Annotated in this window: 13 protein-coding genes and 1 riboswitch; of the genes, 7 read left to right on the forward strand and 6 right to left on the reverse strand. The window is 64.9% G+C overall.

The annotated features are described in order from the left end of the window. Positions 1 to 26: 26 nt before the first annotated feature. On the reverse strand, positions 27 to 917 hold the full coding sequence (locus OEG81_RS01780) for a lysophospholipid acyltransferase family protein (protein ID WP_264130988.1): 891 nt from the start codon (positions 915 to 917) through the stop codon (positions 27 to 29). Next, the gene (locus OEG81_RS01785) at positions 914 to 1,768 is read right to left on the reverse strand and encodes a lysophospholipid acyltransferase family protein (RefSeq protein WP_264130989.1); all 855 of its coding nucleotides are present in this window, start codon (positions 1,766 to 1,768) and stop codon (positions 914 to 916) included. Before OEG81_RS01785 ends, OEG81_RS01780 begins: the two co-directional genes overlap by 4 nt. 248 nt (positions 1,769 to 2,016) lie before the next feature. Here OEG81_RS01785 and metK point away from each other — a divergent pair, with 248 nt between their 5' ends. The 5 genes from metK to metF all read left to right on the forward strand — a co-directional run bounded on the left by metK (position 2,017) and on the right by metF (position 6,401). Further along, the gene (gene metK / locus OEG81_RS01790) at positions 2,017 to 3,180 is read left to right on the forward strand and encodes a methionine adenosyltransferase (RefSeq protein ID WP_264130990.1); all 1,164 of its coding nucleotides are present in this window, start codon (positions 2,017 to 2,019) and stop codon (positions 3,178 to 3,180) included. A gap of 114 nt (positions 3,181 to 3,294) precedes the next feature. Continuing rightward, positions 3,295 to 3,510: a DUF1289 domain-containing protein gene (locus OEG81_RS01795; protein ID WP_264132673.1), complete on the forward strand. Its 216-nt coding sequence runs from the start codon at positions 3,295 to 3,297 to the stop codon at positions 3,508 to 3,510. 40 nt (positions 3,511 to 3,550) lie between these two features. After that, positions 3,551 to 3,629, forward strand: a riboswitch (S-adenosyl-L-homocysteine riboswitch). A gap of 95 nt (positions 3,630 to 3,724) precedes the next feature. After that, complete coding sequence (ahcY, locus tag OEG81_RS01800) at positions 3,725 to 5,143, forward strand: adenosylhomocysteinase (RefSeq protein ID WP_264130991.1); 1,419 nt, start codon at positions 3,725 to 3,727, stop codon at positions 5,141 to 5,143. A gap of 80 nt (positions 5,144 to 5,223) precedes the next feature. Then, positions 5,224 to 5,562, forward strand: coding sequence for a phage holin family protein (locus OEG81_RS01805; protein ID WP_264130992.1), 339 nt, complete (start codon positions 5,224 to 5,226; stop codon positions 5,560 to 5,562). Then, positions 5,559 to 6,401: a methylenetetrahydrofolate reductase [NAD(P)H] gene (gene metF, locus OEG81_RS01810; protein ID WP_264130993.1), complete on the forward strand. Its 843-nt coding sequence runs from the start codon at positions 5,559 to 5,561 to the stop codon at positions 6,399 to 6,401. Before OEG81_RS01805 ends, metF begins: the two co-directional genes overlap by 4 nt. A gap of 162 nt (positions 6,402 to 6,563) precedes the next feature. Here metF and OEG81_RS01815 read toward each other — a convergent pair whose 3' ends face one another. Then, the gene (locus OEG81_RS01815) at positions 6,564 to 7,202 is read right to left on the reverse strand and encodes a 5-formyltetrahydrofolate cyclo-ligase (RefSeq protein ID WP_264130995.1); all 639 of its coding nucleotides are present in this window, start codon (positions 7,200 to 7,202) and stop codon (positions 6,564 to 6,566) included. Positions 7,203 to 7,279: 77 nt separating this feature from the next. Here OEG81_RS01815 and OEG81_RS01820 point away from each other — a divergent pair, with 77 nt between their 5' ends. After that, a complete protein-coding gene (locus OEG81_RS01820; protein ID WP_264130996.1) occupies positions 7,280 to 9,373 on the forward strand; it encodes a transglycosylase SLT domain-containing protein in 2,094 nt (697 codons plus the stop codon). After that, on the forward strand, positions 9,370 to 10,554 hold the full coding sequence (locus OEG81_RS01825; RefSeq protein ID WP_317135360.1) for a tRNA CCA-pyrophosphorylase: 1,185 nt from the start codon (positions 9,370 to 9,372) through the stop codon (positions 10,552 to 10,554). Before OEG81_RS01820 ends, OEG81_RS01825 begins: the two co-directional genes overlap by 4 nt. 48 nt (positions 10,555 to 10,602) lie before the next feature. Here the strand turns inward: OEG81_RS01825 and OEG81_RS01830 are convergent, their stop codons facing one another. The 3 genes from OEG81_RS01830 to OEG81_RS01840 form a co-directional block, all read right to left on the reverse strand. Then, positions 10,603 to 11,868: a class I SAM-dependent methyltransferase gene (locus OEG81_RS01830; protein WP_264130997.1), complete on the reverse strand. Its 1,266-nt coding sequence runs from the start codon at positions 11,866 to 11,868 to the stop codon at positions 10,603 to 10,605. Continuing rightward, the gene (locus OEG81_RS01835) at positions 11,865 to 12,032 is read right to left on the reverse strand and encodes a hypothetical protein (RefSeq protein WP_264130998.1); all 168 of its coding nucleotides are present in this window, start codon (positions 12,030 to 12,032) and stop codon (positions 11,865 to 11,867) included. Before OEG81_RS01835 ends, OEG81_RS01830 begins: the two co-directional genes overlap by 4 nt. A gap of 146 nt (positions 12,033 to 12,178) precedes the next feature. Continuing rightward, positions 12,179 to 13,879 (reverse strand): DEAD/DEAH box helicase, encoded by a 1,701-nt coding sequence (locus tag OEG81_RS01840; RefSeq protein WP_264130999.1) that lies wholly within the window; start codon positions 13,877 to 13,879, stop codon positions 12,179 to 12,181. Positions 13,880 to 13,897 lie beyond the last annotated feature (18 nt).

Below are 13,897 nucleotides of genomic sequence, written 5' to 3' on the forward strand. Positions count from 1 at the left end.
GATTAGCGCCGGTTTGTCCGCAGCGGTCAATAAAAGCGGGCCTGGCCTTCGGGGCGCGTCTTGAACCGGCGGTGCACCCAGTAATACTGGGGCGGATCCGCCCTGACCCAGTCTTCGATCAAGCGGTTCAGGCGGGCCGTGGCGTCTTCCGCCGTTTGCTCCCCGGGGAAGTCGTCGAGCGGAGGCAGGACGTCCACGTGGTAGCGTCCGGTCTCGGCATCGAGCCGGCTGATGATGGGCACCACCGCGGCGTCCCACGTCCTGGCTATCTGGGCCGTGGTCAGCAGCGTGGCCGCCGGCACGCCGAAGAAGGGCAGGAAGGCGGCGCCCGCCCGACCGAAGTCCATGTCGGGCAGGTAGTACACCGGTATGCCGTTGCGCAGATGGCGTATCAGGCCACGTACGCCGTCATGGCGGCTGACCAGGTGCACCGTGTTGAACCGCCCCCTGCCTTCGCGCACCATGGCGTCCACATCCGCATCGCTCTGGCGGGTATACATGGTGGCCGATTCCTTCAGGAACAGGGTCAGGCGCGTCGCGGCGGCGTCCAGGCCTATGAAGTGCGGCGCCAGCAGAATGATCCTGCGCCCGGCCTTGAGCAGTTCGTCCAGATGCTCCAGCCCCGTTATGGGCGTGGCCTGCTGTATGGCCGGCGCGGGCCCGAACCAGCATAGCCCCCGGTCCACCACCGACTGCGCCAGCAGATGGAAGTGGCGATGCAGCCATGCCTCGCGTTCTTCTTCCGGATGGTCGGGAAAGCACAAGGCCAGGTTGGTGCGCACGATGTGCGCGCGGGAGCGCATCAACCGGGCCGCCAGCCAGCCCAGCACCCGTGCCCAGCGCTTGCGGGTCGTCGTGGAACTGCGGCCGAAATAAGCGAAGAGGGAGCGGAGCAGGGGAAGTTTGTTGAAGGTCATTGCGAGGCATCCCGCGGACGCGGCGGCGCGTCGGGAGGGATCTTGTAGCGGTTGTAGCTCCACAGGTACTGCTGCGGAAAGCGGCGGATCAGGGTTTCCATGGCGCTGTTGATGGCGGCGGCCAGGGCTTGCGGTTCGGCCGCCAGCGGCTCGGCCAGCCGCACATAGTGGATGCGCCAGCCCTGGCCGCCGGGCAGGCGTTCGCCGGCGGTAAGGATGACGGCAACGCCGGTCTGCAAGGCCAGCTTGGCGGCCAGCGTCATGGTATAGGCGGGTTTGCCGAAAAACGGCGCCCACACGCCCTCTCCGCTGCCAGGCACCTGGTCGGGCAGCATGCCCACGGCTTCCCCGCGTTTCAGGGCGCGGACGAATTCACGCACGCCCTGCAGCGTGGCCGGCACGGCCTTCAGGCCCGATGTATTGCGCGCCTGTTCCATGACGGGCTCCAGAAAGGCCTGGCGCGGCGGCCGGTACATGACGGTGATGGGACCGTGCTGGATCAGATAGCGCGCCGTGATCTCGAAGCAGCCCAGGTGCGGCGTCAGGTACAGGATGCCCCGGCCTTCGGCCAGCGCCCGATGCACGACGGCGTCGTCGTCGCTGCGGGTCATGCGCAGGCATTCTTGGTTGCGCAGCCAGACTTTCGGGGTTTCCATGATCATTGCGCCGGTTTCGGCCGCCGAGCGCCGCGCGAACACCGGGTCGGTGTAGCCCGCCTGCGCGGCATTGGCCCGCAAGCGCGTGCGATACCGGCCCGGCCAGGCATACACCAGGCGCCCCGCCGCGCGGCCCAGACCGTGAAGCAGGGACAGCGGCAAGCGGGCGAGCAAGCGGAACAAGACCAGAAGCATAAGTACAACAATAACCCTTGTGCGATAGCTGAAAATTAATGCGCTGGCGTATTTTCGCTTAAAATGAGGTTCATCGCTGAGTTAACCGACAACTTGCGGGGCGATGCCGGGCCGTTTTCAACAGCGGCCCGCAAATAATCCGCTAAAGCGTCGCGCCCTGATCACCACTGCTATGCAGACGTCCGAGGTGCAACGCGTACCGTTCAACCTCCATGCCGGGCAACCGGCTTCATATAGGACGTATCGCTGTGGCAAATAACGATTTCCTTTTCACTTCCGAATCCGTATCCGAAGGCCATCCCGACAAGGTCGCCGACCAGATATCGGACTCCATCCTCGACGCCATCTTCACGCAAGACCCCAACGCCCGCGTGGCGGCTGAAACCCTGTGCAATACGGGCCTGGTCGTGCTGGCCGGCGAGATCACCACGACCGCCAATGTGGATTACATCCAGGTGGCGCGCGACACCATCAAGCGCATCGGCTACGACAACACCGACTACGGCATCGACTACAAGGGCTGCGCGGTGCTGGTGGCCTACGACAAGCAGTCGCCCGACATCGCCCAGGGCGTGGACCGCAGCAGCGAAGAAATCCTGAACCAGGGCGCCGGCGACCAGGGCCTGATGTTCGGCTACGCCTGCGACGAAACCCCCGACCTGATGCCCGCCCCCATCTGGTACGCGCACCGCCTGGTGCAGCGCCAGAGCGAACTGCGCAAGGACGGCCGCCTGCCGTGGCTGCGCCCCGACGCCAAGTCGCAGGTTACCTTCCGCTATGTCGACGGCAAGCCCGCCGAGGTCGACACCGTGGTGCTGTCCACCCAGCATGCGCCCGAGATCTCGCAAAGCGACATCCGCGACGCCGTCATCGAGCACATCATCAAGCCCAGCTTCCCCGACGGCCTGCTTACGCCCAAGACCAAGTTCATGATCAACCCCACGGGTGTGTTCGTCATCGGCGGTCCCCAGGGCGATTGCGGCCTGACCGGACGCAAGATCATCGTCGACACCTACGGCGGCGCCTGCCCGCACGGCGGCGGCGCGTTCTCGGGCAAGGATCCCTCCAAGGTCGATCGTTCGGCCGCCTATGCCGCGCGCTACGTGGCCAAGAACGTCGTGGCGGCCGGTCTGGCGCGCCAGTGCCAGGTGCAGGTCAGCTATGCCATCGGCGTGGCCGAACCCATCAACATCACGGTCTACACTGAAGGCACGGGCGTGATCCCCGACGAGCAGATCGCACGCCTGGTCCGCGAGCACTTCGACCTGCGCCCCAAGGGCATCATCAACATGCTCGACCTGCTGCGCCCCATCTACAGCAAGACCGCCGCCTACGGCCACTTCGGCCGCGCGGAACCCGAGTTCAGCTGGGAGGCCACCGACAAGGTGCAAGTCCTCAAGAAGGCCGCCTAGGGCGCCGTTGCGGTTCACCGGGGCCTTCGGGCCCCGATGTTTTTTCAAGGAGCTTCCATGTCCGATTCCAGTACGCCGTTCGACCCGGCCGCCGCGCCGGAAACCGAAGCGGGCATGGAAACCATCCAGGCGCGGCGCGATTCCGCGCACAGCCTGGACCCCAGCGATTCCCCCTGCGTCGCGGTGTGCTCCACCCTGTACGACGAGGTCTGCCGGGGCTGCGGGCGCACGGCCATGGAGGTGGCCAACTGGGTTTTCCTGGACGACGAGGAAAAGCGGCGGATCTGGCAGCGCATCAAGGCACAGGGATATCCGCGCCGCAATGGCTGATTTCCTGGCATGGGCCGGGCCAATTACGCTACAATCTAGCCTTCCTGAGGAGCGCTGCAACGGTGTCCTATCACCGCTAGGCTCAGGATCTTCTTTTGTTTCAACGGCGCTCATCGTTTCCTGTACAGGCGAAGATGAGCTCATGTCGCAAATTGCGATGCCGCATTGAACGCTCCGCGCTTCGGCTGGTACGGGCCAATTGGATGCCTACACCATGAATACTGTCGCCGAAGCCAACTTCACCGATTACAAGATTGCCGATATCGCCCTGGCGGGCTGGGGCCGCCGCGAGATCGCGATTGCCGAAACCGAAATGCCCGGCCTGATGGCCACGCGCGAAGAATACGCCGCCTCGCAGCCGCTCAAGGGCGCGCGCATCGCCGGCAGCCTGCACATGACGATCCAGACCGCTGTGCTCATCGAGACGCTGAAGGCGCTGGGCGCCGAAGTGCGCTGGGCCTCGTGCAACATCTTCTCCACTCAAGACCATGCCGCCGCCGCCATCGCCGCCAGCGGCACCGCCGTTTTCGCCATCAAGGGCGAAACGCTGGAAGACTACTGGAATTACACGCACCAGATCTTCGAATGGCCCAATGGCCAGCACGCCAACATGATCCTGGACGACGGCGGCGACGCCACCACCTTGCTGCACCTGGGCACCAAGGCCGAATCCGATATTTCCGTGCTGGATAAACCCGGCAGCGAGGAAGAGCGCGTGCTGTTCGCCTCGATCAAGGCCCAGTTGGCGCGCGATCCCAAGTGGTATTCGACGCGCCTGGCGCAGGTCAAGGGCGTGACCGAGGAAACCACGACGGGCGTGCATCGCCTGTATCAGATGTCCAAGAAGGGCGAGCTGGCCTTCCCGGCCATCAACGTCAACGATTCCGTCACCAAGTCCAAGTTCGACAACCTTTACGGTTGCCGCGAGTCGCTGGTCGACGGCATCAAGCGCGCCACCGATGTCATGGTCGCCGGCAAGATCGCCGTGGTCTGCGGCTTCGGCGACGTGGGCAAGGGTTGCGCCCAGGCGCTGGCCGCCCTGCGCGCCCAGGTGTGGGTCACCGAAGTCGATCCCATCTGCGCCCTGCAAGCCTCCATGGAAGGCTACAGGGTCGTGACCCTGGACGAAGCCGCCGACAAGGCCGATATTTTCGTGACCGCCACCGGCAACTACCATGTGATCACGCGCGACCATATGGATCGCATGAAGGATCAGGCCATCGTCTGCAACATCGGTCACTTCGACAACGAAATCGACGTGGCTTCCGTCGAGGGCCTTGAGTGGGAAGAAATCAAGCCGCAGGTTGACCACATCATTTTCCCCGACGGCAAGCGCATCATCCTGCTGGCCAAGGGCCGCCTGGTCAACCTGGGCTGCGCTACGGGTCACCCTTCGTTCGTGATGTCGGCCTCGTTCACCAACCAGACGATCGCGCAGATCGAACTGTTCACGCGCGGCCAGGCCTACGACAAGGGCCGCGTCTATGTGCTGCCCAAGCATCTGGACGAAAAAGTGGCGCGCCTGCACCTGAAGAAGCTGGGCGTGCAACTAACCGAGCTGCGCCAGGATCAGGCTGACTACATCAATGTGCCGGTGGCCGGGCCTTACAAGCCTGATCACTACCGCTACTAAGCGGGCATTGTGGCAGGCAAGTACGCCGCCGGGGCGCCGCCCCGGCGATTCAAGCAGGACTTATCGAAGGAGTGCTGGTCATGGAAATCATTCTTGTCTGGATATTGAACGCCGTTGCGCTGTTGATCGTGGCCTACATCTTGCCGGGCATCACGGTTGCATCCTTCGGTTCGGCCCTGATCGCCGCACTGGTGCTGGGCTTGCTGAACACGCTGGTCAAGCCGGTCCTTATTTTGCTGACCCTGCCCATCACCATCGTGACGCTGGGCCTGTTCCTGCTGGTGCTCAATGCGCTGGTCTTCTGGTTCGCGGGCTCGGTGCTGAAGGGCTTCCAGGTCAATGGCTTCTGGTGGGCGCTGCTGGGCGCGTTCGTCTACAGCATTGTGTCGGGTCTTTTATCCAGGTTGTTGGTTTCATGAGCAGTAGCAAGCAGGCTATAAGTTTGGAATTTTTCCCGCCGCGCGATATCGCGGCGCAGGAAAAGCTGGTACGGTCGGCCAAGCAGTTGCTGGCCCTGCATCCGGCCTATGTCAGCGTTACGTTCGGCGCGGGCGGTTCGACGCGGTCGGGCACGGCCGATACGGTGCGCCTGATGCAGAACCTGGGGTGCGATGCGGCGCCGCACTTGTCGTGCATAGGCGCGACGCGGGCGGTGCTGGGCGATATCCTTGATTCATACCGCGAGCTGGGCATCAGGCGCATCGTGGCGCTGCGCGGCGACCTGCCGTCCGGCATGGGCGGCGATGCGGGCGAGCTTCACTACGCCAGCCAGCTGGTGGAGTTCATACGGCAGCACAGCGGGGACTGGTTCCACATCGAGGTGGCGGCCTATCCCGAGGTGCATCCGCAGGCGGCAAGCGCGGCGTCGGACCTGGATCATTTCATCGAGAAGGTGAAGGCGGGGGCTGACAGCGCGATCACGCAGTATTTTTTCAATGCGGATGCCTACCATGATTTCGTGGAGCGGGTGCGCGCCAGGGGCGTGGACATCCCCATCGTTCCTGGGATCATGCCGATCACGAATTATTCGCAGCTGGCGCGGTTTTCCAATATGTGCGGGGCGGAGATTCCACGCTGGATGCGTCTGCGGCTGGCGGATTTCGGCGACGACAAGGCGTCGATCAAGGCGTTTGGCGTGGATGTGATTTCCGGGCTGTCGCAGGATCTGCTGGACAGCGGGGCGCCGGGGCTGCATTTCTATACGCTGAACAACGCGGAAGTGACGATGGCGATCTGGAAGCAGTTGCGGTTGGCTTGAGGGCGCCGCTGCTTTAAAACCTGCGATCACTGCGTGCCGCTCCGGTCAGACAGCGTCCGCCGATATCCCCCGCCTTCCCTTCGTCAGCACGCGGCGCACGCCTACCGCCGGTGCCCCGCCCCACCCAGCCGCCCGCTCCGTAAGGGGCTGATGGCGGGCGGCTCAGCTGATTACAGGCGCCGGAACGGCCCAACCCTTGTCGGTCAGGATGGCGTCCAGGCGGACGTCGTGGGGAGCGGGGGCGTGGGTCAGGCCCGCCGCGGCCAGGTCGCCGGTGGCCCAGGCGATGCCGATGGTGGTGAAGCTGTGGCCCTGGGACTTCAACGAGGCCAAAGTACGGTCGTAGTAGCCTTTGCCGTAGCCGATGCGGTCGCCCTGGCGGGTGTAGCCCAGGGTGGGCACCAGGACAATGTCGGGCGGGGGGGCTGCTTCACCCACGGGTTCCTGTATGCCGTAGGCGCCTTCCTGCATGGGCGCGCCGGGCGTCCATAATCTGAATTGCAACGGAGCATCGTCCGCGGTGACGACGGGCAGGGATACGCGGTATCCTTCTTCTTCGACCCATTGCTGCAGCAATGGCTGCAACGATGGCTCTTCGCCGGTGGACCAGAAAGCGGCGATGTTCTGGGGAACGGGCTTGCCGGCTTCGCTCAGCCGGGTCCGGCTGGTGGCCAGCCAGGTGAATAGCCGGCCCCTGATCAGCAGCGCTCCCCGATTGCGATCGACGGGATTCTGGGCGGCGCGCAACTGCTTGAGTCTTGTCCGTAGAGGGACTGCGTTATGCTCTGTGTTGTTATTCATGGGGCGGTGTTAAGTGGGATCAAATCACGATGTTAACCAATAGCCAACGGTATCAGAAAACCCGGAACGTGTCCGGCATGCTGCGATCCCATCGCTTGCGCGCGGGCCTGTGGCTTGCGTTGTCGGTGGGGTTGGTGGGATGTGCGGGTGCGGAGCGGCCGGCCAACCCGGCCGGCGCCGATCTGCGCCAGTCGCTTGCGCCTCTGGATACGGCCGGCGCGATGCAGGTGGCGGCCCTGGCGGGCGCCACGCCCGCTCCGCCGCAGTCGGCGTCGGGCACCATTACCCTGGTCACGCCGCCGCAGTCCCGCCAGGCGGTGGTTCGGGCGCGCGAGGCGATGCAGAAAAAGCAGTGGGCCATGCTTGAGACGCTGGTTCCCATTGCCAAGTCGGATCCGGTGCTGGGCACGTATGCCGAGTACTGGATGCTGCGCCAGAAACTGCAGGACAGCACGCAGCCCGTGCCGGATCAGGAAATGCAGCGGTTCATCCAGGCGCATCCCGATGGCTACCTGGCCGACCGCCTTCGGGGCGACTGGCTGGTGGCGGCGACGCGCGCCGGCAACTACGCACTGGCGGCGCGGCTGGGACCGCTGGTCAACAGCAATTCGCAGGAAACGTGCTCGCTGCTGCTGGCGCAGCACATGACGGGCCAGCGCATCAAGGCCGCCCAGGCGATCGAGGCATTCGAACCCAACCGGGCGTGCTGGAGCATGCTGGACGAATTCGAGGACAGCAAGGTCGTGGGCTGGAAGGAATTGGAGCCCCTGCTGCGAGCCACGCTCGAAACCAGCAAGACCGGCAATGCGCAGCGTCTGGCGGCCATCATGTTCGACGCCGGCGACATGGTGCAGTATGCCGCCCTGATGAAGAATCCGAAGAAGTGGCTGGCCGGTCGCAAGCCGCCCAAGTCGCGAACCGATACCGAGCTGGTCACCATCGCCCTGTCGCGCCTGGCCTACGGCTCGGAGCGCGAGCAGAACGCCGCCTACATCGAGCGCGAATGGTCCAAGGCCATACCGAAATCCAATCTGCAATGGGTCTGGAGCCAGTTCGGACTGGTGGCGGCCCTGAATGTGGAACTGAACGCCGTCGACTGGTACCGCCGTTCGGGCAACGCGCGCCTGACCGATTACAACCATGCCTGGCAGGTGCGATCCGAATTGCGCCAGCCCGGCATCGACTGGAATTGGGTGGCCCAGGCCATACGGCGCATGTCGGCCCAGCAGGCGGCCGAGCCGGTCTGGATGTACTGGTATGGGCGGGCCTTGCGTGCCCAGGGCAACCAGGAAGCCGCGACGAAGTACTTCCAGTCGATTGCCGGCGAACTCAATTTCTATGGGCAACTGGCCAGCGAAGAGCTGGGCCGGACGCTGTCGATTCCGCAGCCGCCCGCGCCGGTCACGGCCGGTGAACTGCAGCAGGCCCGCGAAAATCCGGGCTTGCAGCGTGCCATCGCCTTGTTCGACCTGGGCTGGCGGCCCGAGGCGGTGCCGGAATGGAACTACACCCTGCGCGGCATGACCGACCGGCAGCTGCTGGCGGCGGCCGAACTGGCCCGGCAGGAGCACATCTACGACAGGGTGGTCAACACGTCGCTGCAGACCCAGAAGGAAGTCGATTTTTCGCAGCGCTTCATTGCGCCGTTCGAGGGGCGTGTAACCGAGAAGGCGCGCCAGATCAACCTGGATCCCGCCTGGGTCTATGGGCTTATCCGCCAGGAATCGCGCTTCATCACCGACGCCCGCTCCAGGGTGGGCGCGTCGGGCCTGATGCAATTGATGCCCGCCACGGCGCGCTGGGTTGCCCGGAAGATAGGCATGAAGGATTTCACCCCGTCGTCGGTCAACGACTTCGATACCAATACGGTGTTGGGCACGAATTACCTGAGCATGGTGCTGAACGACCTGAACGGGTCGCAGGTGCTGGCCACGGCCGGCTATAACGCGGGGCCGCGGCGGCCGGTGCAGTGGCGATCCAAGTTGGCGGGGCCGGTGGAAGGCGCCATCTTCGCGGAGACCATACCGTTCACGGAAACACGGCTATATGTGAAGAACGTCATGTCCAACGCAACCTATTACGCCATGATGTTCTCGGGCAAGCCGCAGTCCCTGAAGCAGCGCCTGGGCACGGTATCGCCCTCTCCCAACAAAAAGGTCGACCTGCCTTGACGGCGCCGGGCAAGGCGGGCGGCCCGGATCCCGCCACCGCGGGGCTGGAGGTCTACATCGTGGGAGGCGCCGTGCGCGATGCCCTGCTGGGTTTGCCCGCCGGGGATCGCGACTGGGTGGTGGTGGGCGCCACGCCCCACGACATGGCCGAGCGCGGCTTCGTTCCGGTGGGCGGCGATTTCCCCGTTTTCCTGCATCCGCGCAGCAAGGAAGAATACGCGCTGGCCCGCACCGAGCGTAAATCGGGCAGGGGCTACAAGGGCTTTACCTTTTATACCGGCACCGACGTCAAGCTGGAAGACGATTTGCGACGCCGCGACCTGACCATCAATGCCATCGCCCAGGCGCCCGACGGCAGCCTGGTCGACCCTCTGGATGGGCAATCGGACATCCGGCGCCGGGTGCTGCGGCATGTGGGACAGGCCTTTGTTGAAGACCCCGTGCGGTTGCTCAGGCTGGCGCGGTTTGCCGCCCGTTTCCATGATTTCTCGATTGCGCCCGAAACCCTGGCTTTGGCCCGCCGCCTGGTTGACGAGGGCGAGGTCGACGCGCTGGTGCCCGAGCGCGTATGGCGCGAAGTCGCCAAAGGGTTGATGAGCGATCACCCCGGACGCCTGTTCCAGGTGCTTGAGGCGGCGGGCGCGCTGTCCCGCGTTCTGCCGGGGTTGGTGTTCGACGATGAAAAGACCACGGCCGAACTGGCTTGCGCAGCCCGCAAGGGCCTGGGGCTGCCGGCCCGCTTCGCCCTGGCGTGCCGGCTGTCCGGCGATCCCGCAAGCATAGGCAAGCATGTCCGTGCGCCCGGCGATTGCCAGGACTATGCCAGGCTTCTACCCATGGTGCTGGCGGCCGTCGGGGAAGATGGCCGCGGGTGTTCCGCCGGTATCCCGGATGCGCCAGGCCTGAAAGAGGGCGATGGGCTCGAGGCAGGTGGCCGGCAGGCGCGATGGCTGGGCCTGATGGAACGCTGCGATGCCTTGCGCAAGCCCGACCGCTACCTGGATCTGCTTGCCGCCGCGTCCTGCGCCACAACGGTGGACCAGCAGGCCTGGAGGGCTCGCCTGACCGCCATTCGCGCCGTCGATGCGGGCGCAATCGCCAAGACGCTGCAAGGCCGGCCGGCGGATATCAAGCAGGCCGTGCACGAGGCCCGACTGGCGGCTTTGCTGGCTGCCTCTTGAGCCTGCCGGGGCTTGTTCGGCAAGGCTTGAAAAGCGCGCGAAGCACGCTTACAGGCGATCGCGCCGGTCGCCGCGGCTGAACCCGGCCAAGGGTTCCTCCAGCCCGCGCCCGATGGCCAGCACCTTGAACAGTTCGCCCATCTCCGCCTCGGATATCAGCTTCTGGATGGCTGCCATATCGTTGGCGCGGGACGCCGCAGAGGCGGCATCCCGCAAGCCCGCCTGCGGCCCGGCGCCCTCTGATGCGGCCAGGGCCTCTGCCAGCCCGGCGTTCATCAGGAAACGCGCCTGCGAGGTGTAGCCCAACACGTCCAGGCCGCCTTCCAGCGCGGCGTCGGCCATGGCGGTGAAATCGACGTGCGCGGTAATGTCCTGCAATCCCGCGTAGATCAGGGGCTGGCTGTGCGCATGGTGGCGGAAGTGGCACATCAGCGTGCCTTCATTGCGCTGCGGGTGATAGTACTCGCGCTGCGGAAAACCATAGTCGATCAGCAAAGCGGCGCCGCGTTGCAACCACACGCCCATCTGGGCGATCCAGGCTTCGGCCCGCAGGTTTATTTCGGATTGATAGCCGGGCAGGGGCGGCATGCGCTCCGCCATGGCCTGCTGCAGGACCGAAGAGGCGGGCCGTTCGACCAGCTGAAAAGGCGCGGCGCTGGCGGGTTCGCTTTGCGCCATGCCCGCCGTGGCGTTCTCACGCGCGACCCCCGATTCGGCTGGGCTCACGCCTATCTCCATCAGCTTGCCGTTCTCGTCCCATCGAAAAAGTGCCGCAGGCATGGCGTCCAGCACTTCGTTGGCCAGCACGCAGCCCGAGAATGTTTCCGGCAGTGCCGATAGCCATTGCACCCTGGCGTCCAGGGGCGCCAGTCTTGCCTGCTGGCGCGCCCGCAGCTCGGCGGATACTTCAAGTATCTGATACTCGGGCTCTATGCCCAGCCGCCGCAAGGCGGGTATGACGGCTGCCGCCAAGGCGCCCGAACCGGCGCCGAATTCCAGTACGGTGGTGGAACCGGCATCCTGCAGCACCTGGGCGACTTGATTGGCCAGGACTTGGCCGAACAGAGGCGTAAGCTCGGGCGCTGTGGCGAAATCGCCGATGGGCAGGTCGCCGCCGAATTTGACGCTGCCCGCCGCGTAGTAACCCAGGCCCGGCGCATAGAGCGCCAGATCCATCCATTGTTCGAACGGCATGAAGCCGGTTCCCGTGGCGTGGATCTGCTGAAGCAGGTAATTCTCTACCGCCTGCCGGTGCCGTTCAGAATCAGCATCCAGCGCGGGCAATCCGGCTGGAACGATGGAAGCGTTGTTCATTGGCGTTTCTTTTTGCCCAGGACATATAGCGCGTGGCACATGGCGGCCAGGAAAGCCGCCAGCAATGCCGCCATGCCTGCAACAAGATAGTTGTCGAAAACGATCCATAGCGGGATGGAGAGCAGGAAGGCCAGCAGCAAGGGCTTGCGGACAAGTTGTTTCATCCCGCTATTGTAGCGAGCCAACCGTTTGCCGCCGACCAGCGCCACCGAACGGAAAAAAGCTCCACAGCGATAAGCCGTGGAGCTTTTCAGGTAAAGCCGTCAGTGAGTCCAAGCCGCCTTAGAGGCGACCAGGCCGCCCCGGCTGCTTAGCCGGCGAAGTCGCCGCGCCGGGCTGCGCTTTTGCCGCGGGTCGAGGTCGGCTTCCCGGCGAAACCAGGGCGTGCCGTGGGACGAGTGGCCGGCTTGCCGCCACCCTTGTGGGAGAACTCGGGACGCGCGCTGCGAGGCGGACGGTCGCCGAATGCGGGGCGATCGCCGCCGAATGCCGGGCGTTCGCTGCGCACCGGACGGTCGCTGAAGGCAGGCTTGTCGCCGCGGCCCTTGTAGCCGCCGCTGCGCTCTTCGCCGCCAAAGCTCTTGCGGCTGTCGCCGTTGCGGTCATAGGACGGACGACCCTCGTAGGCGGGGCGGTCGCCGTTGCGCGCGGGACGGCCTTCATAGGAGGGCTTATCGCCGAAACGGGGCTTGCCTTCATAGCCAGGCTTGTCGCCAAAACGCGGCTTGCCTTCGTACCCGGGCCTGTCGCCATAAGGGGCACGGTCGGCGCCGGGTTTGCGGCCGTAACCGGGTTTGCCGCCGCCAAAGCCGCCGCGCGGGCCGAAGCCCTTGCCGCCAGGCTTGCGATCGGTATAGGTGGGGCGCACCGTCTTCTTGGGCTCCAGGCCTTCGATGACTTCGGACGGAATGGGCTGGCCGATATAGTGTTCGATGCGGCGCACTTTATGGCGTTCGGAATGAACGGCCAGAGTGAAGGCCAGGCCGCTGCGGCCTGCGCGGCCGGTGCGGCCGATACGGTGCACGTAGTCTTCGGCCTGCATGGGCAGGTCGTAGTTGAAGGCATGGCTGATGCCTTGCACGTCGATGCCGCGCGCGGCGACGTCGGTGGCCACCAGGATGCGAAGCTGTCCTTTTTGCAACATGCCCAGAGTGCGGGTGCGCTGGCGTTGATTCATGTCGCCATGCAGGGCGGCGGCGGCAAAGCCCTGGTCGGCAAGGCGGTCGGCCAGATCGTCGGCGCCGCGCTTGGTCGACGTGAATACGATGGCCTGATCCATGCTGGCGTCGCGCAGCAGGTGGTCCAGCAAGCGCATCTTGTGGCCGTTGTCGTCGGCGTACAGCAGGCTTTGCGTAATATTGCTGTGCTTCTGCTTCTGGCCCGAAATCTCGATCTTCTGCGGGTCGCGCATCATCTTGGCGGCCAGGCGGGCAATCGTGCCATCCAGCGTTGCCGAGAACAACAGGGTCTGGCGCTCGTCGGGCGTGCGTTCCACGATGGTTTCGATATCTTCGATGAAGCCCATGTCCAGCATGCGGTCGGCTTCGTCCAGCACCAGGGTGTGGACGGTGGAAAGGTTGACGCGCTTGGCTTGCAGGTGATCGATCAGGCGGCCGGGCGTGGCAACCAGCACGTCCACACGGCGCGAAAGGGCTTTCAACTGGGCGCCGTAAGGCATGCCGCCGACGACCACGGCGGTGCGCAGGTCTTTGATGTGCGCGCCGTACTGCTTGGTGGCGTCGGCCACCTGCATGGCCAGTTCACGGGTGGGAGTCAGCACCAGCACCTGCACGCCGCTGCCTTTGTTGGGCGGCATGTTCGAGATGCGGTTCAGGGCGGGAAGCATGAAGGCGGCGGTCTTGCCGCTGCCCGTCTGCGAAGAGACCATCAGGTCGTGGCCCGCCAATGCCTTGGGGATGGCCGCGGCCTGGACGGAAGTGGGTTCGGTGAAGCCCGCTTTCAGGACGGCGGACAGCAGGGTAGGCGCGAGACCTAGAGTATCGAAAGACATGAGTATCCTTTGCCGCGG

Source organism: Pollutimonas sp. M17 (assembly GCF_025836975.1).
In the GTDB taxonomy this organism is placed as follows: Bacteria; Pseudomonadota; Gammaproteobacteria; order Burkholderiales; family Burkholderiaceae_B.